Source organism: Cupriavidus sp. SZY C1 (genome assembly GCF_032190535.1).
Classification (GTDB): Bacteria; Pseudomonadota; Gammaproteobacteria; order Burkholderiales; family Burkholderiaceae; genus Cupriavidus; species Cupriavidus pauculus_C.
This window is the reverse complement of sequence record NZ_JAUANU010000001.1, coordinates 69,405-82,330: the sequence shown is the minus strand read 5'-3', so window position 1 is coordinate 82,330 and position 12,926 is coordinate 69,405. Positions and strand designations below refer to the sequence as shown.

At 70.7% G+C, this 12,926-nt stretch carries 11 protein-coding genes; 3 read left to right on the top strand and 8 right to left on the bottom strand.

Translation table 11 applies throughout. The annotated features are described in order from the left end of the window. Positions 1–30: 30 nt before the first annotated feature. A complete protein-coding gene (locus tag QTN24_RS00365; protein ID WP_313835374.1) occupies positions 31–1,761 on the top strand; it encodes an ABC transporter substrate-binding protein in 1,731 nt (576 codons plus the stop codon). Positions 1,762–1,864: 103 nt separating this feature from the next. Here the strand turns inward: QTN24_RS00365 and QTN24_RS00360 are convergent, their stop codons facing one another. Then, the gene (locus QTN24_RS00360) at positions 1,865–3,853 is read right to left on the bottom strand and encodes a diguanylate cyclase domain-containing protein (protein ID WP_313834971.1); all 1,989 of its coding nucleotides are present in this window, start codon (positions 3,851–3,853) and stop codon (positions 1,865–1,867) included. A gap of 237 nt (positions 3,854–4,090) precedes the next feature. Then, a complete protein-coding gene (locus tag QTN24_RS00355; RefSeq protein ID WP_313834970.1) occupies positions 4,091–4,951 on the bottom strand; it encodes a LysR family transcriptional regulator in 861 nt (286 codons plus the stop codon). Positions 4,952–5,056: 105 nt separating this feature from the next. Between QTN24_RS00355 and QTN24_RS00350 the strand changes: the two genes are divergently transcribed. Together QTN24_RS00350 and waaC are read left to right on the top strand one after the other, a co-directional pair. Next, complete coding sequence (locus tag QTN24_RS00350; RefSeq protein WP_124683879.1) at positions 5,057–5,668, top strand: cysteine hydrolase family protein; 612 nt, start codon at positions 5,057–5,059, stop codon at positions 5,666–5,668. 148 nt (positions 5,669–5,816) lie between these two features. Beyond that, positions 5,817–6,833, top strand: a complete 1,017-nt coding sequence (gene waaC, locus QTN24_RS00345) for a lipopolysaccharide heptosyltransferase I (protein WP_313834969.1) — start codon at positions 5,817–5,819, stop codon at positions 6,831–6,833. Here waaC and QTN24_RS00340 read toward each other — a convergent pair. The 6 genes from QTN24_RS00340 to QTN24_RS00315 form a co-directional block, all read right to left on the bottom strand. Further along, positions 6,806–7,483: a hypothetical protein gene (locus tag QTN24_RS00340; protein WP_124683881.1), complete on the bottom strand. Its 678-nt coding sequence runs from the start codon at positions 7,481–7,483 to the stop codon at positions 6,806–6,808. The genes waaC and QTN24_RS00340 overlap by 28 nt on opposite strands. Positions 7,484–7,635: 152 nt before the next feature. Continuing rightward, complete coding sequence (locus tag QTN24_RS00335; protein ID WP_313834968.1) at positions 7,636–8,823, bottom strand: cytochrome c; 1,188 nt, start codon at positions 8,821–8,823, stop codon at positions 7,636–7,638. Positions 8,824–8,826: 3 nt separating this feature from the next. Further along, a complete protein-coding gene (locus QTN24_RS00330) occupies positions 8,827–9,624 on the bottom strand; it encodes an ABC transporter ATP-binding protein (protein ID WP_313834967.1) in 798 nt (265 codons plus the stop codon). Further along, positions 9,618–10,646 (bottom strand): ABC transporter permease, encoded by a 1,029-nt coding sequence (locus tag QTN24_RS00325; RefSeq protein WP_313834966.1) that lies wholly within the window; start codon positions 10,644–10,646, stop codon positions 9,618–9,620. The genes QTN24_RS00330 and QTN24_RS00325 overlap by 7 nt, the downstream gene beginning before the upstream one ends. Positions 10,647–10,661: 15 nt before the next feature. Further along, entirely contained in the window at positions 10,662–11,675 is a 1,014-nt protein-coding gene (locus tag QTN24_RS00320; protein WP_313834965.1) for an ABC transporter substrate-binding protein, read from the bottom strand. A 66-nt stretch (positions 11,676–11,741) separates the two neighbouring features. Beyond that, the gene (locus QTN24_RS00315) at positions 11,742–12,830 is read right to left on the bottom strand and encodes an LLM class flavin-dependent oxidoreductase (RefSeq protein ID WP_313834964.1); all 1,089 of its coding nucleotides are present in this window, start codon (positions 12,828–12,830) and stop codon (positions 11,742–11,744) included. Between the last annotated feature and the right edge of the window lie 96 nt (positions 12,831–12,926).

The following is a 12,926-nucleotide window of genomic DNA, read 5'->3' as shown; positions in this document are numbered from 1 at the left end:
GTAGCTGAGGAGACACGAATGAAAGAGCACGTGAAGTTGGGGATGTCGGCCCTGGCCTTTGCGGCCGCGCTGACATGCGGGCATGCCGCGTGGGCCGACGAGGCCGCGGCGAAGAAGTGGATCGACAACGAATTCCAGCCGTCGTCGTTGTCCAAGGACAAGCAGCAGGCCGAGCTGAAGTGGTTCATCGACGCCGCCGCCAAGCTCAAGGCCAAGGGCGTGACGCAGATCAACGTGGTGTCGGAGACGATTACCACGCACGAGTATGAATCCAAGACGCTGGCCAAGGCGTTCGAGGAAATCACCGGCATCAAGGTCAACCACGACCTGATCCAGGAAGGCGACGTCGTGGAAAAGCTCCAGACGTCGATGCAGTCGGGCAAGTCGATCTACGACGGCTGGATCTCTGACTCGGACCTGATCGGCACGCACTACCGCTACGGCGCCATCCTGCCGCTGACCGACTACATGAACGGCGCCGGCAAGGAATTCACCAACCCCGGCATCGACGTCAAGGACTTCATCGGCACCAAGTTCACGACCGCGCCGGACGGCAAGCTGTACCAGTTGCCCGACCAGCAGTTCGCCAACCTGTACTGGTTCCGCGCCGACTGGTTCGCGCGCAAGGACCTGCAGGACAAGTTCAAGGCCAAGTACGGCTATGACCTGGGCGTGCCGACCAACTGGTCGGCCTACGAGGACATCGCCAACTTCTTCACCAACGACGTGAAGGAGTTGGACGGCAAGAAGGTCTACGGCCACATGGACTACGGCAAGAAGGACCCGTCGCTGGGCTGGCGCTTCACCGACGCCTGGCTGTCGATGGCCGGATCGGCCGACAAGGGCCTGCCCAACGGCATGCCGGTGGACGAGTGGGGCATTCGCGTGGCCGACGACAAGTGCACGCCGGTGGGCGCGTCGGTGTCGCGCGGCGGCGCCACCAACAGCCCGGCGGCCGTCTATGCGCTGACCAAGTACATCGACTGGATGAAGAAGTACGCCCCGCCGCAGGCCATGGGCATGACGTTCTCCGAAGCCGGCCCGGTGCCCGCGCAGGGCCAGGTGGCGCAGCAGATCTTCTGGTACACGGCATTCACGGCCGACATGACCAAGAAGGGCCTGCCGGTGGTCAACGCCGACGGCTCGCCCAAGTGGCGCATGGCCCCGTCGCCGTACGGCCCGTACTGGAAGCAGGGCATGCAGAACGGCTACCAGGACGTGGGCTCGTGGACGTTCTTCAAGAACACCGACCCGAACCGCCTGGCCGGCGCCTGGCTGTACGCGCAGTTCGTCACGTCCAAGACGGTGTCGCTGAAGAAGTCGCTGACCGGCCTGACGTTCATCCGCGACAGCGACATCAACCACGAGTACCTGACCAAGAACGCGGCCAAGTACGGCGGGCTGGTGGAGTTCTACCGCAGCCCGGCCCGCGTGGCCTGGACGCCCACCGGCAACAACGTGCCCGACTACCCCAAGCTGGCCCAGCTCTGGTGGAAGAACGTGGCCACGGCCGTGACCGGCGAGAAGACGCCGCAGGCCGCCATGGACAACCTGGCCGAGGAAATGGACCAGGTCATGGCCCGCCTGCAGCGCGCCGGCATGGCGCAGTGCGCGCCGAAGCTCAACCCGAAGAGCGACCCGTCGAAGTGGCTGTCGGCGGACCATGCGCCGTGGAAGAAGCTCGACAACGAGAAGCCGAAGGGCGAGACCATCGCCTACGACAAACTGCTGCAGGCGTGGAAGGAAGGGCGGGTGCGCTGACCCCGCCAGTCCTTCGCCGGACGGGGTGTTCGGCCTGCGGTGCGAAGCGGTGGCGCGTCATGCGCCGCCGCTTTTTTTACGTCTGGCGCCGGCGCGCGGGGGGTCAGGCCCGGGCCGGGCTGTCGAGCAGGCGGGTGGCCGGCGTCGACGCATGGCACGCCTTGCCGTGCCGCTTGGCGTCGTAGAGCGCCATGTCGGCGCGCATGAACAGCTCGCTGACCGACGTGCCCTGGTCGGGCCGGTGCAGCGCGCTGCCCACGCTGGCGGTGGCCACCAGCCGGTGCCCGTCGATCTCGAATGGCCGCATGGCCGCGTGGACCACCGTGTGGGCGATGCGCTCGACCGTGTTGGGGTTGCCCACGTCCTCCAGCACGATGGCGAACTCGTCGCCCCCAATCCGCGCCACGGCGTCGCCGCCGCGCACGCAGCCGCGCAGCCGTTCGGCAAATGCGACCAGCAACTGGTCGCCCACCGGGTGGCCGTGGGTGTCGTTGACGGCCTTGAAATCGTCCAGGTCCACCAGCAGCAGCGCGGTGCGATGGCCGTCGGCGTCGGCGCGGGCAATGGTTTCCTGCAGCCGGCGGTCGAAGCCCTTGCGGTTGAGCAGGCCGGTCAGGTGGTCGGACAGCGTCTGCGCCTCCAGGCTGCGCAGTTTCTGGCGCTCGCCGGTGATGTCGCGCGCGAACATGTGCAGGCCCGTCAGCGCGTCCATCGCGTCGTTCCACGCGGGCTGGAACGTCATCTCCCAGGCCACGCCCTCGGCCGTCTCGCGCGTGCAGGTCACCGATTCGCCCAGCCAGGCCCGTTCCAGGTATGGCTTGTTGGCCATGTAGTCGGGTGTGCCCCACAGTTCGCGCAGCGTCAGCCCGGCGATCTGCGCCGTCGGCAGCCCGAAATGGCGCGCATAGGCGCGGTTGACGAAGACAAAGCGCTCGTCGGCATCGACAAAGGCCACCAGGTCCGGCACGTGGTTGGCGATGGCCGCCAGCCGCTTCTCGCTGGCGGCGGCGCTGTCCGTGGCGGCCTTGAGTGCCGCCTCGCGCTCGGTAAGCTGGGTCATCACGTCGGCAAACGCGCCGGCCAGCTCGCCGATCTCGTCGTCGCGGCGCACCGGCAGCTCGGCCACGGCGTTGGGCTGCTCGCAGAGCTTGCGCACCGAGCGGTGCAGGTGTTCCAGCGGCGCCAGCAGGTGGCGGATGGCCATCCACATCAGCCCGGCCGCGGCCAGCAGCGTCAGCAGGCCCAGCACGATGGCCCGGTGGCGCACCTCCACCAGCGGCGCGTACGCCTCGGCGGCGGGCAGCACGGAGACCACCTCCCAGCCATTCGATTCCAGCAGGTAGCGGGCCACCACCGGTTGCTCCGGCGCCAGCGCCTCCCAGCGCGATGCCGGCACCTCGGCGCCGCACGCCTCGCCCACGGGGCGCGCCGCCGCCAGCACCCTGCTGGCGTCGGGGTGCATCGCGTAGCGCGGATTCGGCCCGGCCGACACCAGGCAGTAGTAGCCGGTCACGCCCACGCGGTGGTGCGCCAGTTCGCGCAGGAAGTTGTCGGCCGACAGGTTCAGCACGCCGCCCACCACGCCGCGCAGCCGCCCCTGCGCATCGCGCAGCGGCACGGCCAGGATCACGCCGGGTGCGCTGCTGTGCTTGCCCTGCAGCAGGTCGGAGACGGCAAAGTCGGCCCCGTTGACGATGGATTTGAAGTATTCGCGATCGCCGACGGTCATCTTGACCCCGTCGGGCACGGCGGTGCTGAAGGCGAGGGTGCCGTCGGGCCAGGCCAGGAACGTGGCGTTGAAGTGCTCGGGCATGTCCACCGTGTCGGTGGCCAGCTGGCGCAGTTGCGCGCTGGGCCGATCCAGCACGGGCGCCAGCGTGCGCGCCAGGCGGCGCAGCACCACCGCGCGCGATTCGAGCTTGTCGTCCAACTGGTCCGCCACCAGCTTGACCAAGGTGTCCTGCTGGGCCTGGATGACTTGCTGCAGGCGCGTGTACGCGTAGAGCTGGGAAAACCCGACCCGCACCGCGAACACCAGCGTGACAACCGTCGCCGCCGCGATGGCCATCCGGTACTTCAATGAGTGCCGCATGAATCTCTTCTTGTTTTTTATGCTGACCCGTTCCGCCTGCCTGGGCTTGACCGCCACGACCCTGCCCATCTTCGGGATGCACCGCTGCGATGCCTCCTCGGCAGACGGTTCAAAGCGTAGCAGAAACGCCATTGATTTTCGGCGCCGGGGGCCGGCCGGCACGTGTGACAGCCCACATGGCGGGCCGCTGGCGCACGCGCCGTGGCGGCGGCGCGACATGACGCGGACGCCGCCCGGTCAGGGGCAGTCGGCCAGCGTGGCGGCCAGCCAGTCGATCACCGGCCGGAAGCGCGACGCGCCGCGGAATTCGGCCGGATAGGCCAGCCAGACCTCGCGCACCACCTCGGGCACGTTGCGCACCAGCGCCAGCCCGGCCTCGCCGGCACCCAGGTAGTGCGGCAGCAGCGCCACGCCCAGCCCGGCGCGCACCCCTTCGCGCACGGCCAGGAAGCTGTTGGACTGGAACGAGAAATGCCGCGCCTGCGCCTGTGGCCATTGCACCTCGGGCAGCGTGAAGCCTTCGTCCAGCAGCCCGCACAGCGGCGTCGCGCGCGCGTTGGCCTCGGCGGCCGACATCGCGGCCGGCGCGTAGAGCCCGAAATGGATCGTGCCCACGCGCTGCGCGACCAGCGAATCCTCCTGCGGACGCGCCAGCCGCACCGCGATATGGGCGCGGCGCCGCGCCAGGCTGGTGACGCGGTTGTCCACCTCCAGCCGCAGTTCGACGTCGGGATTGCGCGCGTAGAACGCCGGCAGCCGGGGCGTCAGGAAATGGCTGCCCAGCGACGCCGTGGCCGCCACGCGCACCACGCCCGAGACGCCGGTGCCGGCCCCCTCGATCTCGCGCAGCAGCCGGTCGGCCGACTGTTCCATCTGGCGGGCGGCGGTCAGCGCGTTGCGGCCGGCCGCCGTCAGCACGAAGCTGCCGTCCGTGCGCGTGGCAACCGGCTTGCCCAGCGCGGCTTCGAGCCGGCGAATGCGGCGGATGGCCGTGGCGTGCGTGATATCGAGCTCGCGCGCGCAGGCCGAATAGCTGCCCGCGCGCATCAGCGTGGACAGCGTGAGCAGGTCATCCCAGGCGATTGTGCTTTTTTGCACAGCTTGTGTGATTTGGTGGCGAATTGGCGTACAGCTTACCGCGCTCTACGATGCGTGCACACCACCCCGCCAACCCAGACCCCCCCGCCGCCCCCGGGAGACGCCATGACCGCCCCTGCCAAGCCCTTCACCCTGCTCGACGCCGCCGGCGCCAGCCGCCTGCCTTCCGCGTGGACCGACGCCGTGCTCGTGCTGGTGGACCACCAGCGCGAATACATCGACGGCAAGCTGCCGCTGACCGGCATGCCGGCCGCCGTGGCCGAGTGCGCGGCGCTGCTGGCCCAGGCGCGCCGCCACGGCACGCCGGTCATCCACGTGATCCACGAAGGCAAGGCCGGTGGCGCGTTCGACCCCGCCAGCCCCCATGCCGCGATCATCGAGGGCCTGACGCCGGCCGCCGGCGAGCAGACGGTGGCCAAGCACCTGCCGAACAGCTTCGCCGGCACCGATCTCGCGGCCCGGCTGGCCGCCACCGGCCGCAAGGAGCTGATCGTGGCCGGCTTCCAGACCCATATGTGCATCAGCGCCACGGTGCGCTCGGCATTGGACCACGGCTACCGCGTCACGCTGGTGGCCGCCGCCTGCGCCACGCGCGACCTGCCGGACCCGCTGGGCGGCCAGCCGCTGCCCGCCGCCGAACTGCACCGCGTGACGCTGGCGGCGCTGAACGACCGCTTTGCCACCGTGGTGGCCGACACGTCGGCATGGGCGGCGTGATCCGCTAAGCCGCTGAGCCACCGCCGGGCGGCGCGGCCGTGGACTCCCTTACATAAAAGCCGCCAGACCGCCGGCCGGGCTAGGGCATACTAGCGCCTTCGCTGCGCCGCCGTTCCCGGCCGCGCGCCCGTTTTCTCGCCGCCCCCGCATGAAGCGCATCCTCCTTATCAAGATCACGTCGCTGGGCGACATGGTCCACACGCTGCCCCTGCTGTACGACCTGCGTCGCGCCTATCCCGGTGCCAGGATTGACTGGATCGCGGACGCCTCCTGCGCCGACATCCCGCGCTGGGCCGTCGGCGTCGACCGCGTCATCGCGCCGCCGCTGCGTCAGTTCAAGAAGAACGGCCGCAAGTGGCGCGACCTGCGCGGCATCCTCGGCGCGCTGCGCGACCTGCGGCGCGAGCGCTACGACGTGGCCATCGACGTCCACGGCGTGTTCAAGAGCGCCATCGCGGCCCGGCTGGCGCGCACGAAGCGCCGGCTCGGCTATGCCGCCGAGTTCCTGGGCGAGGAAAAGGCGGTCTTTGCCTACACCGAGATCTTTGGCCCCCATGGCGACGCCAACTGCCGCCAGAAGATGCGGCTGGTCGTGGCCAATGCGCTTGGCTACGAGATCGAGCCCCATGAATCGGCCGAACTGCGCGTGCCGCCCCCGGCCACGCCGCTGAACGCCGACGGCGTGCCGCGCGCGCTGCTGTTCCACGCCACCTCGCTCGATATCAAGAAATGGCCGCAGGCCAACTGGATCGAGGTCGGGCACCAGCTCGCGCGGCAGGGCTATCGCGTGCAACTGCCGTGGGGCTCGCAGAAGGAACACGACGAGGCCCAGGCGCTGGCCGCGGCCATGCCCAACGCGGAAGTGCTGCCGCGCATGTCGATCACCGAGGTCGCGCAGCGCGTGGACGCCGCGTCGCTGGTCGTCGGCATGGACACCGGCTTCGTCCACCTGGCCGACGCGCTCGGCAAGCCCACCGTCATGCTGTTCACGGCCACGCGCCGCCACCACTTTGGCGTGGACAAGCCCGGCCAGTCGGTGTCGGTCGGCGACGACGGCGTGCAGCCGACCGTGGCCGAGGTGCTGCAGGCGATCGATCATGTCACGCACCGGTTTGCCGTTCCCGAGACCCAGCCGCTTCAGGCGGCCGGCACCCCGTCGGCGTAACGCCAGTACTCGAAGTCGACCACCGTCGAATTGCCGTTGGCGGTGACGAGGTCGAGCATGAACGCCTGGCGCCGGATCAGCATGCGCGCCAGGTAGCGGGCCCCGCGCCGCACGCCCGGCGGCGCGCCGGTCGGTTCGCCATGGCGCATCGCCAGCCGCAGGATGTGCACCGGCACGAACAGCTGCGGCGCGTTCATGCGCGCCAGCGCCGCTTCCGCATACAGCAGTGACGACTGGGCCAGCCCCGCAAAGCGGTTGCGGAGCTGCGCCAGCACCGGCGGCGGCAGTGTGGCGCCGGTGCCGGTCAGCCCCAGCGGCGTGACGCCGCGCACGTTGTCGCTCCACAGGCCGCCCACCACCACCAGCGGGTCGCGCTTCTGCGGCGGCGGCAGCGGCGACAGGTCCTCCCGGACGTAGAACATCTCGCCATTGAGGTCGTACAGGTGGCTGCGCAGCCCGAAGCGGCGCGCGTAGCCGATGATGCAGTCCATGTCCTCGTCGAACACCGGGCGCGCGTCGCGCGGCAGGTAGCGGGGCCGGATCTCGAACAGGCCCGGCGAGGCGGCGTAGCGGCCGGTCCAGGTCCGCAGGCTGCTGGCGTCGGACGGATTTCCGGTGGTCGGGCGGGTGGTAGACAGTTCCAGCGACATCGGTGCGGGTGCGTGGCAGTGGGCAACCCACACACGCTACGCGCCGCACCGGCCCACGTCGTTAGGACGATTCTGCAAATCGGTGCTGAAATTTCTCTTCTGGTGGCCGGTTTGATGCCGGACAAACGCGACGCGGCCGCCGGGGGCGGGAATCAGTGGACAAAGCCGCCCTGCACAAAGCGCACCGGTTCCGCGTCCATCCGCAGCAGCAGCGCCGTCAGCCCGTCGGCCGGCGCGGCGCCCGTCCTTGCCGCCTGTGCCGCCTGTCCCGACGTGCAGAGCAGGCTTGCCTCGCTCCAGCCATCGCCGCCCGGCCCGGCCTGCGCGCGCAGCCAGCCATCGCGGTCGGCCAGCCAGACCGTGCCCGCCAGCCGTGCCGGATCGATGCCGGCCAGCCGCGCGAACACGGGCCACGCATCGGCCGAGGCCGCCACGCAACCGGCGCGGAACGCCGGCAGGTTCGGCAGCGGCTGGCCGTCGCGCGTGACCAGCAGCGTCAGGAAGCGCGGATCGTCGACCGGCCAGGCGCCCGGCTGACCGTCGAATGCCACCACGCGCACGCGCTGGCGGCCGCGCCAGTCGGCCAGCGTCCGCACGGGCGCCTGCGGACACCGCACCGCCACCTCGGGCAGCCGCAGCGGGATCGGCCAGCTACCCTGCGCGGCGGCGCCGGTGCCGGCGGCCAGCGCCTTCATGTAGTCGATCACGGCCCAGGTCTGCGCGTCGTCGATTTGCCGCCCGAAACCGGGCATCGTCGCGCGCCCGGCGCCGTCGCGCATCCCTGCGGCGATATGCCAGAACAGTTCGCCCTCGGCGCGCCGGCCCAGCAGCGGGCTGGCGAACGTGGGCGGCCAGCGCGTCAGCGTGGCGGCCAGCGGGCCTTCGCCCCGGCCATCGGCGCCGTGGCAGGCCGCGCAGTGGCGGGCGTAGACGCGCCCGCCCTCGGCGATGGCGTCGACGGTGAACGGTGCGGGATGGCGATGGAAGCTCGTCGGCGCGGCCGGCGTGAGCAGCAGCGCCGGCGATGGCCAGGGCGCGGCCACCAGCGCCAGCGCGCCCAGCCCAAGCCAGACGGCGCGGCGCCGCCGCCAGCCCAGCGCCACGGCCAGGCAGGCCAGCGCCACGGCCACGGCCACCAGCGTCAGCGCCAGTTGCCGCGCCAGGCCCAGGTCGATCAGCAGCGTTTCGCCGGCGATGCGGTGCGTCCACGGCCACGCGGGCTGGCCGTGCCGGTCGCCGGTCCAGCCCAGCGCGTGCCACAGGCGCAGCAGGCCAAGCTGGGCCGCCTGCACCGCCTCCAGCAGCGCGTTGAGCCACGTCTGCGGGGGCGGGACGGTCATGGCTTACCAGCTTGCATCGAGACCCAGGTGGCGCAGCGCCTCGTGGCGCAGTTCGGCCAGCCGCGGATCGCCGCGATGGCGCGGGTAGGGCAGGTCGACGCGGATCTCGGCGGTGATGCGCGCGGGCCGCTGGCTGAAGACGATCACGCGCTGGGCCAGGAACAGCGCCTCCTCCACATCGTGCGTGACCAGCAGCGCCGAGAAGCCGGCGCGCTGCCAAAGTTCCACCAGGTCGCCCTGCATCGCCAGCCGGGTCAGCGAATCGAGCTTGCCCAGCGGTTCGTCCAGCACCAGCAGGCGCGGATCGTTGACCAGCGCGCGCGCCAGGGCCACGCGCTGGGCCATGCCGCCCGACAACTGGTGCAGAAACGCCCGCGCAAACGCCTCCAGCCCCACGCGCTTCAACGCCGCATCCACGCGATGGCCCTCGCGGCGCAGCAGGCCGCGCGCCTGCAGGCCCAGCGCCACGTTGTCGCGCACGCGGCGCCACGGGTACAGCGTCGGGTCCTGGAACACGACGATGCGCGACGGGTCTGGCCGGTCGATCGGCGCGTCGTCCTGCAGGATCTGGCCCTGCGACGGCTGATCGAGCCCGGCCACCAGCCGCAGCAGCGTGGACTTGCCGCAGCCGCTGGGGCCCAGCAGCGCGACGAATTCGCCCGGCGCCACGGCCAGGTTCACGCCGTCGAGCACGGGCAGCGCCTGGTCGCCGTCGCCAAACGCGTGGCTGACGGCGCGGATGTCGATGCGGGCGCCGCGCGCGGCGCGGTCGGCGGTGGGTTGCACGATGCCGGCTACCATTTGACGGTTCCTTTCTGCCAGGACAGCGCGCGGTCGCGCACCGCGAACAGCAGCGTGATGACGCCCGAGAACAGCAGCGCCATCACGATCAGCGCCGCATACATGTTGACGTACGACGCCCAGCCCTGGGCCCAGGTCAGGTACCAGCCGAGCCCGGACTTCACGCCCATCATCTCGGCCGTGACCAGCACCGAGAACGATGCGCCCAGCCCCATGAACAGGCCGACGAACACCTGCGGCAGCGCGGCCGGAATGGCCACGCGCAGCACCAGGAACCATTCGGAGGCGCCCATCGTGCGTGCCACGTCGTAGTAGCTCTTGTTCACGCCGGCCACGCCGGACCACGTCAGCACGGCCACCGGAAAGGCCGTGGCCAGCGCGATCAGGAACACCGCCGCCGCGTAGCTGGACGGGAAGAAGTAGAACGTCAGCGGCAGCAGCGCCGTCGACGGCAGCGGGCCCAGCACGCGCAGCACCGGATGCACCCAGTAGCCGATGCGCCGCGACCAGCCGATCGACACCCCGATCAGAAAGCCGGCCACGCCGCCGTAGGCCACGCCGAAGCCCAGCAGCTTCACCGTGTTCAGCACGCTGTCGCCCAGCCGCCGCCAGTCGTCGACGTAGACCTCGATCAGCGCCTGCGGCGGCGCAAAGAACGGCGTGGGCAGCGTGGCGGTCTTGGCGGTCAGGATTTCCCAGGCGGCCAGCCCCAGCGGCAGCGCCACCAGCCACGGGCCGGCCTGGCGCAGCGCCGGGTCCGCGCGCCGCAGCGGGCGCAGGTAGCCGCCGGCCAGCGCCACGGCCAGCAGCGCGGCGGCGGCCACCAGCACCGCGATGCCCAGTTCCTCGGTATAGGCCCAGTCGCTGAAGCCGGCCACCTTGTTGGGCCAGCGCAGCGTGACCAGGCCAAAGGCGCCCCAGGCCAGCGCGGCGACGATGCCGGCCGGCCAGACCCTGGCGGCCGGGCGCGTGGCCCCGCCGTGCAGCAGCGGGGCGTCGAGCGTTTGCGACGACGTTGCCATGTTCGGTCTCCGGTGTCAGCCCAGCACGTTGGCGTAGACGTGCTGCGCCAGCTTCTTCGTGTCGGTGGATTTCTTGAGCACGCCGATGCGCTGGAAATCGCCCGCGTAGAACGCGATTTCCTCCTGCAGGTCCACGCCGGTCGGGTGGTGCGTGTAGGTCAGCGTGGCGTAGAGCTTGCGCAGGTCGTCCGGGCTGATCTTCGGCGAATACTTGGCGAAGACCTTGGCCGCCTCGTTCGGGTTCTCGTTGACGTAGTCGGTGGCCTGGACGATCGACCGCGCCAGCGCGGCGGCGGCCGGGCGGTCGTTGCGCACCAGTTCGCCGCGCGCGCCCACCACGCAGCAGACCTTGCGCGCGTACTCGCCGGTCAGGTTGGTCGCCAGTTCCACGTAGGCGCCGTTGGTGCGTTTTTCCAGCAGGTAGAGGTTGGGGTCGCCGTCGGCGATGGCCTGGATCTCGCCCTTGTCCACGGCCACGCCCAGCAGGTCGGCCGGGTACTGGCGCCACGTGATGTCGCGGTCGGGGTCGATGCCGTGCTTGGCCAGCAGGATCGTGAAGAAATGCTTGCCCGGCGCGGCCAGGTCGCTCACGCCGACGGTCTTGCCCTTGAGCGACTGCAGCGTCGTCACGCCGGCCGCCTTCGATCCCACCAGCCGCACGCAGCCGCCGTGGGAGCTGCCGATGATCTTGACGTCGAAGCCTGCTTCCAGCGGCTTGAGCCAGCGGTGGATCATGCCCACGGCGGCGTCGGCCTTGCCCGTGGCAATCGATTCCAGCAACTGGTCGGTGGACCCGCTGTAGTTGATCAGGTCCACCTGCAGGCCGTTCTTCTCGAAGAAGCCGCGTTCCTGCGCCACGACCACCGGCGTCAGGCAGAACGAGTTCTGGTTCCACGCGAACGTCAGCTTGCGTGGCGCGGACCACGCCTGGCGGCCCAGGATCAGCGCCGGGGCGGCAATGGCCGCCGTGCCGGCAAGCCGCAGCACCTGGCGGCGGCGCGCGTCGGGTTGGAGTGTGTTCTGGCTCATGGTTGGGATTTCCCGCTCCCCGTCTTGTTGTGGATTGGATGGTGGATGTGGTGGACGGCCGGCGCCTCAGGCGGCGCGGCGCTGGCCGGCATCGCGCGCGGCCACCAGCTCGCGCACGCGCGGGATCAGCTCGCGCCCGTAGTCGACGGCGTCTTCCAGCGGATCGAAGCCGCGGATCAGGAACGTGGTCACGCCAAGCTCGTAGTAGGCCAGCAGCGCGTCGGCCACCTGCTCGGGCGTGCCCACCAGCCCGGTCGAGTTCGAGCGGCCGCCCGTCTCGCGCGCGATGGCCGTCCACAGCCGCTGGTCGACGCGGTCGCCTTGCTCGGCCGCCGCCAGCAGCCGGCGCGCGCCCTCGCTCTGCTGCGGCCCGCCCCGGCTGTAGCCGGCCTGCACGCGCAGCGCGCGGGTGCGGGCCAGGATGTCGTCGGCGCGCTGCCATGCCTTGGCCTCGGTATCGGCCAGCACGGGCCGGAACGACACCGAGAAGTTGACCGTGCGGCCGTGCCGGGCCGCTTCGGCGCGCACGCGCGTGGTCAGCTCGCGCACCTGGTCCAGCGATTCGCCCCACAGCGCGTAGACGTCGGCATGCTTGCCGGCCACCGCGATGGCCGCGTCAGAGGCACCGCCGAAGTAGATCGGCACGTGCGGCTGCTGGGCCGGCTTGACCTCCGAGAAGCCGCGCTCGAAACGGTAGAACGTGCCGGCGTGGTCGAACGGCTGCGGGGCCGTCCAGATGCGGCGCAGGATGTCCAGGTACTCGTCGGTGCGCGCGTAGCGCTGGTCGTGGTCCAGGTAGTCGCCATCGCGCTTCTGCTCGTCGTCGGAGCCGCCCGAGATGAAGTGCACGCCCAGCCGCCCGCCGCTGAACTGGTCGAGCGTGGCGATCTGCCGCGCGGCCAGCGTCGGCGACGTGAAGCCGGGCCGGTGCGCCAGCATGAAGTGGATGCGCTCGGTCACGGCCGCCGCGTAGGCGATGGTCAGCGTGGCCGACGGCCCGGTGGAATGGTGCGGCACCAGGATGCGGTCGAAGCCGGCCTGCTCGTGGGCCTGGGCAAAGGCGCGCACGTAGTCGCGGTCGACCACGGGGCCGGCGGGCGGATGGATCTCGGACTGCTTCTGGCTCTGGATCATGCCGATGAAATTGACGCTCATGCGCGACGCTCCTGGTTGGCGTGGGGTACGGACGAGAACCGTACGCCCGGCCCGGTGCGCGCCAAACGAATAAAAACGCCGCTCCATATGCGCGCC